10 protein-coding genes are annotated in these 18292 nt (G+C 60.4%); 9 read left to right on the plus strand and 1 reads right to left on the minus strand.

Going from position 1 to position 18292, the window contains the following annotated elements:
• The first annotated feature begins 114 nt into the window (after window positions 1-114).
• Window positions 115-2139, plus strand: coding sequence for a molecular chaperone HtpG (gene htpG, locus AB5Z14_RS08730; protein ID WP_368131091.1), 2025 nt, complete (start codon window positions 115-117; stop codon window positions 2137-2139).
• Between the two features lie 477 nt (window positions 2140-2616).
• Here htpG and AB5Z14_RS08735 read toward each other — a convergent pair whose 3' ends face one another.
• Complete coding sequence (locus AB5Z14_RS08735; RefSeq protein ID WP_368131092.1) at window positions 2617-3738, minus strand: IS110 family RNA-guided transposase; 1122 nt, start codon at window positions 3736-3738, stop codon at window positions 2617-2619.
• Window positions 3739-4162: 424 nt separating this feature from the next.
• Here AB5Z14_RS08735 and AB5Z14_RS08740 point away from each other — a divergent pair, with 424 nt between their 5' ends.
• From AB5Z14_RS08740 to larA, 8 genes are all read left to right on the plus strand, one after another.
• Window positions 4163-6928 carry a YhgE/Pip domain-containing protein gene (locus tag AB5Z14_RS08740; protein WP_368131093.1) on the plus strand — a complete coding sequence of 922 codons (2766 nt, stop codon included), beginning with the start codon at window positions 4163-4165 and terminating at the stop codon, window positions 6926-6928.
• Entirely contained in the window at window positions 6929-9118 is a 2190-nt protein-coding gene (locus AB5Z14_RS08745; protein WP_368131094.1) for a YhgE/Pip family protein, read from the plus strand.
• 201 nt (window positions 9119-9319) lie between these two features.
• Window positions 9320-10303 (plus strand): DMT family transporter, encoded by a 984-nt coding sequence (locus AB5Z14_RS08750; RefSeq protein WP_368131095.1) that lies wholly within the window; start codon window positions 9320-9322, stop codon window positions 10301-10303.
• A gap of 115 nt (window positions 10304-10418) precedes the next feature.
• The gene (locus tag AB5Z14_RS08755) at window positions 10419-11714 is read left to right on the plus strand and encodes a M20 family metallopeptidase (RefSeq protein ID WP_368131096.1); all 1296 of its coding nucleotides are present in this window, start codon (window positions 10419-10421) and stop codon (window positions 11712-11714) included.
• 51 nt (window positions 11715-11765) lie between these two features.
• A complete protein-coding gene (locus AB5Z14_RS08760; RefSeq protein WP_349127208.1) occupies window positions 11766-11948 on the plus strand; it encodes a hypothetical protein in 183 nt (60 codons plus the stop codon).
• Window positions 11949-12252: 304 nt separating this feature from the next.
• Window positions 12253-13566 carry a histidine--tRNA ligase gene (gene hisS / locus AB5Z14_RS08765; RefSeq protein WP_195362008.1) on the plus strand — a complete coding sequence of 438 codons (1314 nt, stop codon included), beginning with the start codon at window positions 12253-12255 and terminating at the stop codon, window positions 13564-13566.
• Window positions 13567-13823: 257 nt separating this feature from the next.
• Window positions 13824-16637, plus strand: coding sequence for a phosphoenolpyruvate carboxylase (locus tag AB5Z14_RS08770; protein ID WP_438265668.1), 2814 nt, complete (start codon window positions 13824-13826; stop codon window positions 16635-16637).
• A gap of 375 nt (window positions 16638-17012) precedes the next feature.
• Window positions 17013-18290: a nickel-dependent lactate racemase gene (larA, locus tag AB5Z14_RS08775; protein ID WP_022093875.1), complete on the plus strand. Its 1278-nt coding sequence runs from the start codon at window positions 17013-17015 to the stop codon at window positions 18288-18290.
• Window positions 18291-18292 lie beyond the last annotated feature (2 nt).

The raw sequence follows: 18292 nt of genomic DNA on the forward strand, positions 1-18292 counted from the left end.
GTATATATGCGCGTTAATGGGTTATAAAATCTAAGTCTGAACATAGCAGGTCTGCGATGCGGCTCGGGCGACCGGGCCGTTTTTGCGGACAGGGGTAGCGCGAAAGGACTGCACATGCGTCAATTTAAGACCGAGAGCAAAAAACTGCTCGACCTCATGATCAACTCCATCTACACCAATAAGGAAATCTTCCTGCGCGAGCTTATCTCTAACGCGAGCGACGCCGTCGACAAGCTCAACTTTAAGAGCCTGCAGGATCCGAGCGTCAAGATCGACCAGGGCGACCTGGCTATTCGCGTTTCCTTTGATAAAGACGCCCGCACCATTACCATCTCGGATAACGGCATTGGCATGACCGCCGAGGAGCTCGAGTGCAATCTGGGCACCATCGCCCATTCCGGCTCCGAGGAGTTTAAGACCGAGAACGCCGAGCAGCAGGGTTCGGATGTTGACATCATCGGCCAGTTTGGCGTGGGCTTCTACTCGGCTTTTATGGTCGCCAGCCATGTGAAGGTCGTCAGCCGCGCCTACGGCGAGGATGTCGCCCATGTGTGGGAATCCGACGGTCTTGAGGGCTACACCATCGAGGACGGCGAGCGTGCCGAGCACGGTACCGATGTCATCCTGACGCTGCGCGAGAACGAGAAGCTCGATGCCGACGGCGAGGCCGAGACCTACGATCGCTTCCTGACCGAGTGGGGCCTCAAGAGCCTGATTCAGCAGTACAGCAACTATGTGCGCTACCCGATTCAGATGATGGTGTCCAAGAGCCGCCAGAAACCCAAGCCCGAGGACGCTGGCGACGATTACAAGCCCGAGTACGAGGACTACCAGGAGCTCGAGACCGTCAATTCCATGACACCGATCTGGAAGAAGCGCAGCTCCGATGTCGAGCAGAAGGACTACGACGAGTTCTACAAGTCCACGTTCCACGACTTTGACGATCCTGCGCGCACCATCAGCTTCCACGCCGAGGGCACGCTCGAGTATGACGCCCTGCTGTTTGTGCCGGGACGCGCGCCGTTCGATTTGTACAGCAAGGACTACGAGAAGGGCCTGGCGCTTTACAGCTCCAACGTCCTGATCATGGAGAAGTGCGACGACCTGCTGCCCGACTACTACAACTTTGTCCGCGGCGTCGTGGATTCCGCCGACGTGTCGCTCAACATCTCGCGTGAGACGCTGCAGCAGAACCGTCAGCTCAAGGCCATCGCCAAGCGCGTGGAGAAGAAGATTACTGCCGATCTTGAGGATATGCGTGACAACGACCGCGAGGCCTACGAGAAGTTCTTTGAGAACTTTGGCCGCGGCCTTAAGTACGGCATCTACTCGAGCTATGGCATGAAGGCCGATGAGCTCGCCGACCTGTTGCTGTTCTGGTCTGCCAAGGAACAGAAGATGATTACCCTGGCCGAGTATGCCAAGGGCATGCCCGAGGATCAGAAGGCCATCTACTACGCCGCCGGCGATTCGCGCGAGCGCTTGGCCAAGATGCCCGTGGTAAAGGGCGTGCTCGACCGCGGCTATGACGTGCTGCTGCTGACGCAGGATGTGGATGAGTTCACGTTCCAAGCTATGCGTGAGTACGTTGCTGCCGATATGCCCAAGATCTACGAGGACGATGCTGCCCGCGAGGCTGCCGAGAAGGCTGTGGCCGACGGTGCCGAGCCCGAGGTCGAGGATCGTCATCTGGAGCTCAAGAACGTTGCGACTGGCGATCTTGATCTGGCGACCGAGGACGAGAAGAAGGAGGCCGAGGACGCCACCAAGGAAAACGAGGACCTCTTTAGCGCTATGAAGGAGGCACTCGGTGACAAGGTCGAGAAAGTTGCCGTCTCCGCGCGTCTGACCGATGCCCCCGCTTGCATCACCACCGAGGGCCCACTTTCGCTCGAGATGGAGAAGGTGCTCCAGAAGGGACCCGAGGGCGCGCCCGACGGCATGCCCAAGAGCCAACGCGTGCTCGAGCTCAACGCCAAGCACCCGGTCTTTGACAAGCTTGTCGCTGCCCAGAAGGCAGGCGACGCCGACAAGATCAAGCAGTACTCCGGTCTGCTCTATGACCAGGCCCTGCTGGTCGAGGGCATTCTCCCCGAGGATCCCGTTGCCTTCGCGGCGGCTGTTTGCAACTTGATGTAGTTAGGTATTTACGCGGTTTTACCAAACCGCGTAACGGCTCGACGCTGCCCTCAGTTCCGCCGTTCTAACGAACGGCGGACCAGTCGACGCTGCGCGGGCGCTAGAGCGACAACTTGTCATTCAAAGAGGACGGCATGACCAGAAGGTCTATGCCGTCCTCTTTTCATGCCAATTTGTTCGCTCTGGCGCCCGCTCGCTCATATGACCCAATCCGCTGTCAAGAGTCACAATGGCCCCGCCGACCGCTTGCAATCGGTCGGCGGGGCCTGCCGTTGAACCCGTCCCGGTCCGCCCCCGGCATGTCGTCGACGCCTTCGGCTCAGTCTCATATCCGCGGATACCGCTCCGGCGGCCCGCAATCCTCTCCTTCGGCGGGGCTCCCCAAGTCTGTCGACGCGGATGCGGCGGCCGCCGCGCGCACAGCGAGAACGGGGGTATCCCCGAAGGCTGCCCGGCTCGCCGGGACGGTGGCTATGTCTATTCGGTTGCCTCCCGGCACATCGCGCCGAGGGCCCACAGCCACCTCACGAGCTCGGCGGCGGTGGCGGCGTTCGCCTTCGCCTGGGGCATGCCCCTGGCGAGCATCTCCTCGCGGCGCCGGAGCAGGCGCTCGGAACCCTTCCTCCCGTGCATCCTTATCTCGAGCGGGACGCCGCTGCCCTTGGGCATCAGCTTCGGTTGGTGGCTCGCCTGGACGTAGCTCCAGGACCCCTCGACGGCCAGCCTCCTGACGAGGGCGTTGCCGGCCCCGCTGATCCCGCCGAGGCGCACGGAGTCCGCGCTCGACCTCTGCTTCGGGGCGAGGCCGAAGTAGGCCGTCACCTGCCTGCCGGAGCGGAACCTCGAGAAGTCGCCGACCTCGGCCGCGAAGGCGGCGGCGAGCGCGAACCCGCACCCCTTGATCGACTGGAGCGCCTCGACCTCGGCCGAGAGGGGGCCCGCCGCGACGGCGGCCCTGTATTCGGCGAGGACGGCCTCCCTCGTCTCGTCGGCCGCCTCGACCTCGCTCCTCAGCGCCGCAAGCGCCCGGATGCCGCCGTCGTCGGCGGGGTGTATGCCGTCGAGCCACCTGAGGAAGCCGTACGTCCAGTACCTCCGGGGGTTGCCGGCCGGCGTCGTGCCGCCGTAGGCGTAGCCGCGGCGGGCCAGGAACGCCAGGAGCCGCTGCTTCGCCGCCGCGAGCCTCGCAGTCGCGGCGTCGTGGGCCCCGGCGAGGTCCCTGAGCCCCTCGATCTCGGGGGACGGCACCCATACCGGGGAGATATCGTGCGACAGTATCGCCTTGTCCATCCTGGCCGCGTCGTTGCGGTCGTTCTTGGACGAGAGGTCTGCCGCCGACCTCGGGACCTTGGAGACGGCCGCGACGACGCAGTCGACGCCGAGGGCCGACAGCTCCCTCTGCGGGGCGAAGCCGAGGTAGCCGCTCTCGTAGGCGGCGAGCGACGGGCCGGGGAAGCCCGACATCCACTCCGCGACCTCGCCCCACGGGTTGCCGCGGAACCTCCTCGTCACTGCCTCGCCCGTCTCCGCGTCGAGCGCGCAGACGGTGGTGGACCTGAGGTGTACGTCCATTCCGAAGGCGGTAGAATATCTAGGCACGGGAGCCTCCCAACCTCGTTGCGGCGCGGCTGCGCCTCTGGCACTTCAACAACATTGTCGCAGCCCCGACCCGCGGTCACGAGCGGGGGCTCCTGTCGTTTCCGTGCCCCTGGATTGGGTCATAGTGTCTGGCATTGCCAAAACATCGACGTTGCCGTGGTCCTAAGTAGTCATTGGGGACGTTCTTGTTTGACTAGTCATTTAAGAACGTCCCCGATGACTATTTGAATTGCTAATTTGTGCGGGTTGTGGTTTTGTGACCTGCTGAAATTTAAGATACTGTACAACTGTACGTTAATTTGTCTTCGTAGTATATTGCTACCCGCAAAACTCAATACCATTGTGCTCTGAGACGCTAAAGCGCCTACGTACAATGGTTGTCGATAGTACGATTCGATTTAACGACAGGATGGATGGTCCAAGCGTGAGTCTCGGCAGCAAACTATCCAATGCAAAGGTGTCCTTTGCGATATTTAAGCGCGACATTAAGCGACTGCTTGTGAACCCCGTCGCCTTGGTGGTTACCCTTGGCGTGTGCGTTATTCCCTCGCTGTATGCCTGGTACAACATCGTGGCCAACTGGGATCCGTACGGAAACACCCAGGGTATCAAGATTGCCATCGCCAACAACGATCGGGGCACCCAAAACGACTTGGTGGGCGAGCTCAACGCGGGCGACCAGGTCGTCGATCAGCTCAAGGAGAACGATCAGCTGGGCTGGACCTTCGTCGATTCGGCGTCCGATGCCAAGGAGGGCGTCGAGAGCGGTGAGTACTATGCGGCCATCGTAATCCCCAAGAACTTCTCGGATAACCTGGTTTCGATGCTCGACGGTAACTACCATCAGCCCAAGCTTACGTACTACGTCAATGAGAAGAAGAGCGCTATTGCGCCCAAGGTTACCGACACCGGTGCAAGCACCATCGAGGAGCAGATCAACTCGGAATTTGTCTCCACGGTGGGCGAGACCGTTGCCAGCATTGCCAAGGATGCCGGAGTCGATTTAAAGGACAAGGCAACCCAGACTCAGGACTCGCTGGCAAGTTCGGTGTCCGAGGCGTCCGACACCTTGGGCGAGGTGCGCGATTCGATTGGCGATATGAATGCCGCCATCGATAAGACGAGTGGCGCTATCGCCTCGGCTGATGCGGCACTTGCCGGCTTGCAAGGCCAGGCACCGTCGCTGACGCAGGCGATCTCCCAGGGCAACGACCTGCTGAGCGAAGCTCGCACCACGGCGGGCAACTCCATCACCTCGCTCTCCAAGGCGCTCTCGGAAGGCAGCCTTGCGCTCACCAAGACGTCGGCCTCTGCGAACGCTGCCATCGGCAAGCTGACGGGCGCGGTCACATCTACGACCACCCGTATCGACAACTCGCTCGAGTCTCTTCAAGCGACGATCGACCACAATAAGGCCGTTATCGGGCACTTGGAGATTCTCGCCAATGACACGTCGACAGGTTCCGAGGAAATTGACGCGCGCATTGTATCGACCATCGATTTGCTTCGAGAGCAGAATGAAAAGCTTCAGAGCATCAAGGACGGTCTGTCCGCGCAGTCGAGCGCCATGGCGAATGACGCAGCGGCTGTTTCGGGTGCCAGTGACGCTATCAATAACGCAATTCATACCGGTGCGACCAACCTTGGCCAAGCCCAGACGGACTTGGGCCAAAACGCGCTGCCGAAGGCCTCGAGCGCGCTCGACTCTTTTGCTGCCGTTTCGGGCGACCTGACCGGTATCGTCTCGGGTATGACACCTACACTTGCAAATGCGCGCGGCACGTTGGCGCAGCTTAGCGCTACGCTCGGCCAGGCCAAGACCACGCTGTCCCAGACCGATTCCTCGCTTGCCAAGGTCCAGGACAAGCTCGCAACCGCCGCCAACGACATCGCGGCGCTACAGACCTCCGAGTCCATGGGCGAGCTGGCCGACCTGATGGGCGTCGACGTCAATGACGTCGCAGACTTCATGGCATCTCCGGTTGAGCTCGCGTCCAAGTCGATCTATCCGGTCAAGAGCTTTGGTTCGGGTATCGCCCCCTTCTACACTAACCTTGCGCTTTGGGTGGGCGGTTACGTACTCATCGCCATCTACAAGCTCGAGGTCGATCGCGAGGGCATTGGCAGCTTTACGGCGCGCCAGGGCTACTTCGGTCGTTGGATGCTCCTGGTGATCCTGGGCGCGTTGCAGGCCATCATCGTTACGGTGGGTGATTTGGTCATTGGCGTACAGTGCGTCAACCCACTGCTGTTCGTGCTGGGTGGCATCGCCATCTCGTTTACGTACGTCAACATCATCTATGCGCTGTCCACTACGTTTAAGCATATCGGCAAGGCGATTGGCGTCATCCTGGTTATCGTGCAGATTCCCGGTTCGTCGGGCATGTATCCCATCGAGATGATGCCCGGCTTCTTCCAATGGCTGCATCCGCTGCTGCCCTTTACCTACGGCATCAATCTGCTGCGCGAGACCGTCGGCGGCATGTACTCGTTCAACTACCTGTTCAACCTGTGCATCTTGGGCGTGTTCTTGATCGTGGCGCTCTTTATCGGCCTGCAGCTGCGTCCGCTGCTGCTCAACCTTAACCTGCTCTTTGATAAACAGCTCTCCACGACCGGTATGATGATTTGCGAGTCCAACGACCTGCCGCGCCAGCGCTACTCGCTGCGCACGGCCATGCGCGTCATGCTCGATTCCGATTCGTACCGTCGCGAACTGCTCGATCATGCGGTCGCCTTTGAACATCGCTACCCGTACTACATCAAGGGCGGTTTTGCCGCCGTGGTGGGCGTTCAGGTCCTGCTCTTTGTCCTGTCGACGGTTCTCGATATCGACAATAACGGCAAGATCATCCTGCTTGTCATTTGGATCATCTCGGTTATTGCCATCTGCGGCTGGCTGATCAATATCGAATATATCCGAGCGAGCCTCAATACCCAGATGCGCATCTCGGCGCTTTCGGATGAGGACCTGCGTCGCGAGATGCGCGAACACACGGCCGCCATTCCTGCCGCCCGCCACATGTTTGGCCTCAACGCCAGCGAGCGTGGTGCCAAGGGCGGCGATCAGTCCACGGGCCGCTTGCCGCATATCGGCTCGCACCATAAATCTCAGGGCAGCGACAGCACAGCCACAAATGATGGAGATACCACCGCGCTTGGCAAGCACTCCAAAGGAGGTGAGGCATAAATGAAGAACATCCTGCATCTGTTTAAGCGCGATGTCCAAAACGTGTCTCGCTCCGTGATCGGCTTGGTTGTCGTGATGGGCCTCATTATCGTACCGTGTCTGTACGCGTGGTTTAACATCGCCGGCAGCTGGGATCCGTACGGCAACACCGGCAATCTTAAGATCGCCGTGGTCAACACCGATGAGGGTTACGAGAGCGATTTGATCCCCGTCGAGGTTAACGTGGGCGAAAACGTGACCGCCACCCTACGCGGCAACGAGAGCTTCGATTGGGTTGTGCTCAACAATCGCGAAAAGGCTATCGAGGGCGTTAAGTCGGGCGCGTACTATGCTGCCGTCGTTATCCCCAAAACGTTTAGCGCTGACATGATGACGCTTTTCTCGACCGACGTGAAACACGCCGATATCGAGTTTTACGAGAACCAGAAGGCCAACGCCATTGCGCAGATCGTGACCGAGAAGGGTTCGAGTGCCGTTCAGAGCCAGGTTAACGAAACTTTTACCGAGACCATTACGAGCATCGGTCTTAAGACGGTGTCCAGCCTGCTCGATTACATGAGCACCGACCAGGTCAGCAACTTTATCGCCAACCTGTCCTCGACGCTTGGCGATTCGATTGAGGACCTGCGAGACGTTCAGGCAAATGCTTCGTCGCTGGCGGGCATTTTGAGCTCCACGTCCGATTCGCTGACGTCGGCGAGCGGCATGCTCAAGCAGACCGGTGCCGTCGATGAGTCGACAAAGCAGCTCATGGAACATGCCAAAAGCGGCATCGATGATTCCAAAGAAGCGCTTAAGGCGGCAAACGATGCCATCGATGCCGCAATCGATGGAAGTGCGGGTTCGTTCGACAATGTGTCTGCCGAGCTCGCGAAGGCGTTCGACACCGCAAACCAGCATGTTGACCTTACGGTGTCTCAGCTCAACGAAGCCGCAGCGGCGCTCAATACGCGTGCTGACGATATCGATGCGATGGCCGATCGGCTCCGCAACCTTGCCGACCAGGTGAGTGATGACAAGCTCAAAGACGGCCTCAAGTCCGCCGCGACGTCGCTGGGCAGAATCGCCGTTGAGTACCGCAACAATGCCAAGGATCTGGCGGCTACCGCGAAGTCTCTCTCCGATAGCATGGCCGAGGTCAACAACTCGCGTGCCGAGGTCGATCAGGCCATCGCTGATGCCAAGGCCGGCATCGCGGGTGCCAAATCCGATTACGATTCCACGTTCTCGGTTAAGGCCAAGGAGCTCAAGAAGACGGTTTCGGGCATTCTGGACTCGCTTGATGGCATCTCGGGCGACCTGGATAGCGCCGTAGGCGGCCTCACCGATGCATCCGGCTCGTTGGCGAAGGGCCTCTCCAAGGCCGCCAAGCTGGTCAACAAGGCTTCCGATCAGCTAGGCGAGGCGTCGGACAAGATCAGTGCGTTTAAGGACGAGCTCGACGGTGCCTTGATGTCGGATGACCTCGCTACGATCAAGACGATGATCGGCAATGATCCCGAGGGTCTGGCCGTGTCGCTTTCCGGCCCCGTCGCGCTCGATCGCAAGCCGGTCTATCCGATCCGCAACTACGGTTCGGCCATGGCACCGTTCTACACGATTCTGTCGCTCTGGGTCGGCTCGATCGTGCTGGCGGCCATGATGAAGGTCTCGGTTGACGATGAGCTTATCAACGAGCTCATCCCCGTGCGCTTGCACGAGATCTACCTGGGCCGTTACCTGTTCTTTGGCGGTCTGGCCCTGCTGCAGGCAACGCTCGTGTGCGCGGGCGACATCCTGTTCTTTGGCATCCAGTGCGACGACCCGCTGCAGTTTGTGCTGGCGGGCTGGGTCGCGAGTCTCGTGTTCTCCAATATCGTCTACACGCTTACGGTTTCGTTTGGCGATATCGGCAAGGCGCTCGCCGTCGTGCTGCTGGTCATGCAGGTCGGCGGTTCGGGCGGCACGTTCCCCATCGAGATGACCGGCCCCGTGTTCCAGGCGATCTATCCGTTCCTGCCGTTTACTCACGGCATCAACGCCATGCACGCCGCTATGGCCGGTGCCTACCATATGGAGTATTGGATTGAGCTAGGCATTCTGGCGAGCTATCTGATTCCGTCGCTGGCCCTGGGCGTCGTCTTCCGCCGCCCGGTCATCAAAGCCAACGACTGGATCATCGAAAAACTGGAGTCAACCAAATTGATTTAGTTCAGCAACGTAAACACCGTCGGAACATCGAGATCTTCCAACCCGATGCTTTAGCGTAGTGAATTGCACGGGCTGCTTGGTTGTTGCTACAGTAGCGGGGCGTGCCGGGGGTCCGGTGCGCCCTGCTTTTATTTGACCATGAGGCGGCACGCAGCCATGCGCGTGCGGACACCACGCCCAGATTGAGCGCGAGGATGCCCTATGGCCCAGCATGCCACTGACAATATCGAAATGATGCCCGATAGCCCTGTTGCTCGCGAGGACCTGGGCGCGGGCGGCACCTCCCGCGGCGCCGGCGCTCGCTCGCCGCTGTTCTGGAAAGTCCTGCTGCTTTCGGTGGCAGTCGTCTGGGGCTACTCCTTTACGACCATGAAGGACGCGCTCGACACCATTCCGGTGTTCGAACTGCTCTACGTGCGCTTTCTGCCTGCGGCGTTGGTCATGTTTTTCATCTTCCACAAGCGCATCATCGCGCACCTCAACGCCCGCAACCTTATCGTCGGACTTGGCATGGGCGCACTTATGTGGGCCGCCTACGCCCTGCAGACAGTCGGTCTGGCGCACACCACGGCGGGCAAGAATGCTTTTTTGACGGGCACGTATTGCATCGTTGTGCCGTTCGCGAGCTATTTTCTGAGCGGCGAAAAACTCACCCGCTATAACCTGGGCGCGGCGCTGCTGTGCTTGGCGGGCATTGGCTTGGTGGCGCTCGATAGCGTTGAATTCAACATCGGTGATGTCATTACGCTGGCGGGTGCGGTCTTTTTCGCCATCCAGATGGCGGTGACTGCCAAGTACGGTCGCAAAATGGACATCAACGTCATCACGTTTTGGATGTTTGTGGGCAACGGCGTGCTGAGCCTGGCAACGTCGCTGCTATTCGAGACCCAAGCGCCTCTGTCCGTGTGGACGCCGAGCTTTATCAGCGCGATGGCGTTTCTCTCGGTTGGTTGCACATGCGCGGCTCTGCTCATCCAAAACGTCGGCCTGGCGCATGTCTCGGCCTCGACGGGCTCACTGCTCCTTTCGATGGAGTCGCCTTCGGGCGTGCTGTTCTCGGTGCTGCTGATGGGGGAGGCGCTCGCCTCGCGCCTGCTCGCCGGCTTCGCGCTCATCTTTCTTTCGATTATCTTGAGCGAGACGCATTTCGATTTTTTGCGTCGAAAGCCGCGTCCGCAATTGTAAACAATTTGTTGCGCCGCCTCCCGGGGCGGCATTTTTTATGCGTCGCCCTTAAAGTAGTACCTTGCACTTTACGCTATCAAAGTGCTTGCTGCAAAAACGTTACTGGAGGGCATCTATGGCACCAGCACTGTCCGATCTTCAACCGCAATCAGCGCCCAAGGCCACCGCGGCGGCGCAGACCGCTATCGGTGACGGTCTTGTTGCAGAAGCTCAGGCTTTTGCAGACGAGCTCGCTGCGTGGCGACACGATTTACATCAGATGCCCGAGCTGGGTAATAGCCTCCCGCAGACCTCTACGTATATCCAAGCGCGCCTGACCGAGATGGACATCCCATTTGCAACGCTCGTCGATGGTTCCTGCGTTGTGGGCCTTGTCGGCGCCGGTGCCGCCGCGGCCCAAGGCAATGGCGTCTGCACGAATGAGCAGGCCGGTACGGTCATCATGCTTCGTGGCGACATGGACGCCCTGCCCGTTGCCGAGGAATCCGGCGAGCCCTTTGCATCCACCAACGGCTGCATGCACGCTTGCGGTCACGATATGCACGCGACGGCGCTGCTTGGTGCGGCTCGTATGCTCAAAGCTCGCGAGGCAGAGCTTGTTGATGCCAACGCTACGGTTAAGTTGCTGTTCCAGCCGGGCGAGGAAACCTTTGAGGGTGCCCGCGCCGCCATCGCCGACGGTCTGCTGCAGAACCCGCGTCCTCAGGTCGCCTTTGCCATGCATGTCAATAGCCAGTCGCCGCTCGGCCTGGTGCTCTACGGCAGCCCGGCGCTCTCGGGCGTGTACGGTTTTCGTATCACGCTTCAGGGCAAGGGCGGCCATGGCTCGAGCCCCGAGATTTGCATCGACCCCATCACGGCCGGCGTGCATGTGCATCTGGCGCTTCAGGAGCTTATCGCTCGCGAAGTGCCGGCGGCTAAGGAGGTCGCGCTTACCGTTGGCAAGTTCGCCGGCGGTCAGGCCGCAAATGTCATCCCCGACACTTGTGTGCTCGAGGGAACGCTGCGTGGCTTCGATGTCGAGCTCATGGCTCATCTCAAGGAGCGTATCGCCGAGGTCGTTAACGGCGTGGCCGCAACGTATCGCACGCCGGCGACCCTCGAGACACTCTCGGATGTTCCCCCGCTCGTACTCGATGACGACATGACCCAGGCGTCGCTTGGCTACGTGAGCGCGGTGCTGCCCAAGGCCGCCTTCCTGCCGCTGTTCCACGCCATGGCGAGCGAGGACTTCGCGCTGATCTCGAGCGAGATCCCGAGTGCGTACTTTACCGTGGGCGCAGCTGTGACCGATACGGACGAGCACTTTGCCCAACACCATCCCAAGGCACGCTTTAGCGATGCCGAGCTGCCGCTCGGCGCCGCGGCTTATGCGGCAGTCGCTTTGGGCTATATCGCCGACCACCGGTAGCGCCCAACCTTGTCTTTCAAGCCTGCGGGCATGGCCATAAGGCCTATGCCCTTGTCTTTCAAGGCAATCTTGGGCACCGTGGGCGCCATCGTCTCGGGCGTGCTGTTCGATGCCACGGGCTCCTTTGCGAGCACCTGGATCGTGTGCCTGGCGTGCTCCGTGGTCATGCTCGTGTTCCTGCTGGCATCCGAGCCCATCGCCGCCAAGCTGCGCGCGAGCGTGGCGGGGGAGTAGACGTCCGTCGCTCTTTTCTGTTCGCTCCGTTCTGTCCGTGGCCGCCTTGGAAGCCGAATGGATGCTCGTACCATCATTCGGTTTCCAAGGCGGCCACGGGCCTACGAAATGGTCCCTTTTCCTCCGTCCCCAACAGATCACGTGATCCGAAGGGGACGGAGGAAAACGGATCACAAACAGCGGCGGCGCGTCTGGCCGAACGAGTCCCCATACCCTCGTTCGGTCAGACGCGCCGCCGCGTTGCTGCTTTGTGCCGTATAATGACCGTTACCTATGACGCGATACAAAAGAAAGGTGTTTGCCCATGCAGGCACAGAAGGCGGAGGGAACCCGCGACCTTATCGGCGCCGAGATGCGCGCCTGGCAAAAGATGCAGCAGATTGCGGCCGGCGTGTTCGAGCCGTTTGGTTTTAAACCCATCGAGACGCCCGCGATCGAGCAGGTTGACGTGTTTGTCCACGGTATCGGCCAGTCGACCGACGTCGTGCGCAAGGAAATGTTCCGCGTGTTCAGCGGTGCCAACCTGGAGCGCGTCTTTACCGAGGGCACCGACACCAAACTCAAGCCCAAGCAGCGCCTGGCACTTCGCCCCGAGGGCACGGCCGGCGTGGTGCGCGCCGTCGTCGAGAACAATCTGGTGCCCCAGGGCTCCACGCCGTTTAAGGCTTACTACGCCGAGGCCATGTTCCGCGGCGAGCGTCCCCAGAAGGGCCGCCTGCGCCAGTTCCACCAGGTGGGCATCGAGTGGCTCGGCGCTCCCGATCCGGCGGCAGACGCCGAGTGCATCATCATGCTCATGGAGTTCTACAAGCGCCTGGGCTTCGATCTTTCCAAGCTTCGTCTGCTCATCAACTCGATGGGTGACGCCCAGTGCCGTCCGGCTTATCGCGAGCAGGTTAAGCAGTTCATCCTCGATCACGCCGACGAGATGTGCGATGAGTGCCGCGAGCGCGCCGAGCTCAACCCGCTGCGTGCCTTCGACTGCAAGAACGACCACTGCCGCGAGATCATGGCCGAGGCTCCGCTGATGGGTGACAACCTGTGCGATGAGTGCCGCGAGCACTACGAGCAGGTCAAGCGCTATCTGGATGCCGCCGGTATCGAGTATGTCGAGGATCCCACCTTGGTGCGCGGCCTGGACTACTACACCCGTACTGTCTTTGAGGTCGAGGCCCCTGGCGCCGGCGTCGGCTCCATCGGCGGCGGCGGCCGCTACGACGGTCTGGTCGAGCTCGAGGGTGGCAAGCCCACGGCGGGCGTCGGCTTTGCCGTCGGTTTTGAGCGCGCCCTGCTGGCCCTGCAGGCCTTTGGCAGCGATCTGGGTGCCGAGGAGGCCCCGTGCGTCTATGTCGCCAACGCCGGCAAGGAGCTGCGCCAGAACGTCTTTGCCATTACGCAGGAGCTTCGCGCCGCAGGTATCGTGACCGAGGCCGACTATCAGGGCCGTTCGCTCAAGGCCCAGTTTAAGCAGGCCGATAAGGTAGGCGCCAAGCTCATCCTAGTCCTGGGCGGCGACGAGCTTGCCGCCGGCAAGGTCAAGGTGCGCGACATGGAGAGCCATGAAGAGGTCCTTGCCGATCTGGCCAACGTCGTCGAGGCGGTTCGCGAGCGCCTGTAGCGCATCTTTTTGAGCTTCGGGCCTGCTAACGTGCCCTGCTCATGGAGAGCGATTGTTACGGGGGTGTTTCGCTTTTATGCGGAATGCCCCCGTTTACGTATGCCGCCCACCGAGAAATACGACCATTTAGGGCAAAAACCTTTGCAATGCAGAAAATACTTTTGTGTGGTAAAGCGCAATCAGTGTCGAAAGTATTTCTCAAGCGCCTATAATGAATACCGCATGTTACGTGCATAGAAGGAGGAATGGGAGGAAACGTGGCTGAGAACCTAAGCAACCAGTCTGTACCCGAAGCCGCGGCGCGCGTCGCTGCCGTGGTCAACCGCCTCGTTAACCGAATCGGCTCGAATGCCGAGTCCAGGGAGCGTCTCGCCGAGATCGAGATCCCCGAGGAGCTGCGCGACAATCTGGCGCTGTTCTTGCGCCTGGAGCGCCGTGTGCTTAGCGAGTATGATCCTGAGATCGCGGACCTGTTCGACAAGATTTTGACAGCCGAGATTGTGGTCAATGCCGGCAACCCCGGTACCTGCGCTGCCGACGAAGCCGTCGACGAGCAGGGCGTGCCCACCGCCGACGAGCCCACTGCCGTGGCATTTCGTGAGGTCGTCGATTTGATCGACAGCTTGCCGCTCGATAAGCAGCAGGTCATCGTTCGCGCCTTTACGAGCTTTTTCCATCTGGCAAACCTGTCGGAGGAGAACTACCGTGTGGCGCAGCTGCGCGAGCGCGAGGCCGGTGCGTCGACCGATACCGAGGTCGATCCTGCCAACGAGCTTACCGTTGCCTATCACCAGCTGGTGAATGAGCTGGGTGTCGAGGGTGCCAACGAGCTGCTCGACAAGCTCGAGTTCCACCCTGTCTTTACCGCACATCCCACCGAGGCCCGTCGTAAGGCCGTCGAGGGCAAGATCCGCCGTATCTCCAACCTGCTGGAGGAGCGTCCGCGTCTGGGCGGCTCCGACCTGGTGGAGAACGAGCGCCATATGCTGCAGGAGATCGACGCCCTGGTGCGTACGAGTCCCATCGCGCTCAAGAAGCCCACGCCGGTCGAGGAAGCCGATACCATCATCGACATCTTCGATAACACGCTGTTCGACGTCATCCCCGTTATCTATCGTCGTTTTGACGATTGGGTGCTGGGCGACAAGGCCGGTACTGTGCCGCCGCTGTGCCCGGCGTTCTTCCATCCCGGCAGCTGGATCGGTTCCGACCGCGACGGTAACCCCAACGTCACCGCCAAGGTGAGCCGTGAGGTCGCCGCCAAGTACTTTACGCACATGGTGCTCAAGCTCGAGGACAAGTGCCGCCACATCGGCCGCAACCTCACGCTCGAGGCTACCTACAGCAAGCCGTCGGCCGAGCTCATTAACCTGTGGAACCATCAGGTCGAGATGAGCCCTCGTTACACGGCCCGCGCCGAGCTGATCTCCGAGCACGAGCCGCATCGCGCCGTCATGCTCGTCATGGCCGACCGCCTGAACGCCACCGTCCGTCGTATCACCGACACCATGTACCACAGCGCCGACGAGTTCCTGGATGACCTGCGCGTCGTCCAGCGTTCGCTGGCCGCCTGCGGTGCCGTCCGTGCTGCCTACGGCCCGGTCCAAACCATCATCTGGCAGGTCGAGTCCTTCGGCTTCCATATGGTCGAGATGGAGTTCCGTCAGCACTCCGTGGTGCATGCCCGCGCCCTTAAGGATATCCACGAGAACGGTATCCATGGCGACCTGCAGCCCATGACGCGCGAGGTCATCGATACCTTCCGCGCTATCGGCTCCATCCAAAAGCGCTACGGCAAGAAGATGGCGCACCGCTACATCATCTCGTTTACCAAGAGCGCTCAGCATGTGGCCGACGTCTTTGAGCTGGCGCACCTGTCCTTTGCACACGAGGAGGATGTCCCCGAGCTCGACGTGATCCCGTTGTTCGAGCAGCTCGAGGACCTCGAGGGCTGCGTCGACGTGCTCGATCAGATGCTTACGCTGCCCGTGGTGCAAAAGCGCCTTGCCCAGACCAACCGCCGCATGGAGGTTATGCTGGGCTACTCCGATTCCTCCAAGGACGCCGGTCCTACCACGGCCATGCTCGCGCTGCACTCCGCGCAGGAGCGCATCGCCAAGTGGGCCGAGAAGAACAATATCGACCTGGTGCTCATGCACGGTCGCGGCGGTGCCGTGGGCCGTGGCGGCGGCCCGGCCAACAAGGCCGTGCTGGCGCAGCCCAAGGGTTCGGTCAACTGCTTCTTTAAGCTCACCGAGCAGGGCGAGGTCATCTTTGCCCGTTACGGCAACCGCACGCTGGCTCAGCGCCATGTTGAGTCCGTTGCCGCCGCAACGCTTTTGCAGTCGGCCCCGAGTGTCGAGAAGACCAACACCGAGACCACGCAGAAGTTCTGGGGTATGGCCGAGAAGCTCAACACCGCAAGCCACGAGCGCTATCTGGACCTGCTGAACACCGAGGACTTTACACCGTGGTTCTCGACCGTGACGCCGCTGACCGAAGTCGGTCTGCTGCCGATCGGCTCGCGTCCCGCCAAGCGCGGTCTGGGTGCCAAGTCGCTCGACGACCTGCGTACCATTCCGTGGATCTTCAGCTGGAGCCAAGCGCGCATTAACCTGGCCGCTTGGTACGGCCTGGGCACCGCCTGCGAGCAGTTGGGCGACCTTGACCAGCTTAAGGCTGCCTACCAGGAGTGGCCGTTCTTCCGCACGTTCATCGACAACATCGAGATGTCGATTGCCAAGACCGACCAGCGCATCGCCAAGATGTATCTGCACCTGGGCGATCGCCAGGATCTGTCCGAGAAGGTCTTCACCGAGATGCAGCTCACGCGTAAGTGGGTCCTTGCCATCGTCGGTGACGAGTGGCCGCTGCAGCGCCGCCGCGTGCTCGGCTGCGCCGTTCGCGTGCGTAACCCCTACGTCGACGCCCTGTCCATCGCCCAGGTCCGCGCCCTTCGCGAGGTGCGTATGAACCAGGACGAGATGGCCGAGGAGAAGAAGGCCGAGTACATGAGCCTGATTCTTTCGACTGTGACCGGCGTCTCGGCAGGATTGCAGAACACGGGGTAATCGATAGCCCTGTGGCTCTCACCGGGACCCGAAGGGTTTCCCTCTGAATGCGTCCTCGCACTTGAAGCCCCCTTATCCTGCTCCTTCGGAGCTGCGGATAAGGGGGCTTCGTGCTGCGGAATGCATTCAGAGGGAAACCCTTCGGGCCCCTTCGTCCTCGGTCTTCTGGAATTAAAGCTGAGGAGAAGAAAGGCGCGCTTCTCGCCTTACGACTGTAGCGGCCGCGGCTCCGTTTGGGATCGCGGTCGTTTTGTTGTGGGTCAAATATGAACGTTGTGTTAATGAGTCGGTGGACGGTGGTGTTTTTCGGTGAGCGGCGTATCCTTCCAACGGTTTATCTAGTGTGTCAGTTGAAAAGGAAGAGGGCGCTCGTCATTGTTTGAATGTGAACTGCCGTTTGACCACAAGACGTTGCATCTGGAGCTCGAGGATAAGAACTTCGCGGGTGTGATGGAAGGTCATCAAAACGAGTTTAAGACCACGAAATCGCAGGAAGAGCTGGTAGAGGAGTCGCTTGCCAATCCTTATGGCTCGCCTTCGCTCGAGGAGCTTTGTGCTGGCAAGAAGGATATCGTCATCATTAGCTCCGATCATACGCGTCCCGTTCCCTCGCGTGTGACGATGCCTATTCTGCTGCATCACATCCATTCTGCTGCGCCCGAGGCTCGCGTGCGTATTCTGGTTGCTACGGGTATGCATCGTCCGTCGACGCACGAGGAGCTCGTCAACAAGTACGGCGAGGAGATCGTTGCCAACGAGGAAATCGTTATGCACGTCGCGACCGATGACAGCATGATGAAAAAGATCGGCACCCTGCCTTCTGGCGGCGAGTGCATCATCAACAAGATTGCTGCCGATTGCGATCTGCTGCTTGCCGAGGGCTTTATTGAGCCGCACTTCTTTGCCGGTTTCTCTGGTAGCCGCAAGTCCGTCCTGCCTGGTATCGCCAGCTACAAGACCATCATGTACAACCACAACGGTCAGTTTGTGAACGATTCCCATTCGCGTGCCGGCAACCTGTGCCACAACCACGTGAGCGAGGACATGTTTGCCGCTGCCGAGATGGCTCACCTTGCCTTTGTGCTCAACGTGGTGCTCAACGGCAAGCACGAGGTCATCGGCTCCTTTGCCGGCGACATCCACAAGGCGCACGAGGCTGGCTGCGAGTTCGTGAAGAGCCTTGCCGGCGTTGAGCCCGTCGAGTGCGAGATTGCCATTACCACCAACGGCGGCTACCCGCTCGACCAGAACATCTATCAGGCCGTGAAGGGCATGTGCTCTGCCGAGGCTACGCTTCCCGAGGGCGGCGTGATCATCGATGTCGCCGGTTGTGCCGACGGTCACGGTGGCGAGGGCTTCTATCACAACATCGCCGACAATGATCCGGCAGAGTTTGAGCGCGCCTGCATCGACCGTCCTAAGGACGAGACCCTGCCCGATCAGTGGACGAGCCAGATCTTTGCCCGCATCCTGGCGCATCACCCTGTGATCATGGTTACCGACCTGTGCGATCACCAGATGATCAAGGATATGCACATGACGCCGGTTAACACCCTCGATGAGGCGCTCAAGCTCGCCTTTGAGATGAAGGGTGCCGATGCCAAGGTGGCCGTCATTCCCGATGGCCTGGGCGTTGTCGTCGCACAGCACTAGTA

This window comes from Collinsella aerofaciens, assembly GCF_040910265.1.
GTDB classification, from domain to species: Bacteria; Actinomycetota; Coriobacteriia; order Coriobacteriales; family Coriobacteriaceae; genus Collinsella; species Collinsella aerofaciens_BK.

Excerpts from the sequence above, each read along its gene's own strand:
- htpG (WP_368131091.1), top strand. The coding sequence starts at position 115 with ATGCGTCAATTTAAGACCGAGAGCAAAAAACTGCTCGACCTCATGATC.
- AB5Z14_RS08745 (WP_368131094.1), top strand. The coding sequence starts at position 6,929 with ATGAAGAACATCCTGCATCTGTTTAAGCGCGATGTCCAAAACGTGTCT.
- AB5Z14_RS08750 (WP_368131095.1), top strand. The coding sequence starts at position 9,320 with ATGGCCCAGCATGCCACTGACAATATCGAAATGATGCCCGATAGCCCT.
- AB5Z14_RS08755 (WP_368131096.1), top strand. The coding sequence starts at position 10,419 with ATGGCACCAGCACTGTCCGATCTTCAACCGCAATCAGCGCCCAAGGCC.
- hisS (WP_195362008.1), top strand. The coding sequence starts at position 12,253 with ATGCAGGCACAGAAGGCGGAGGGAACCCGCGACCTTATCGGCGCCGAG.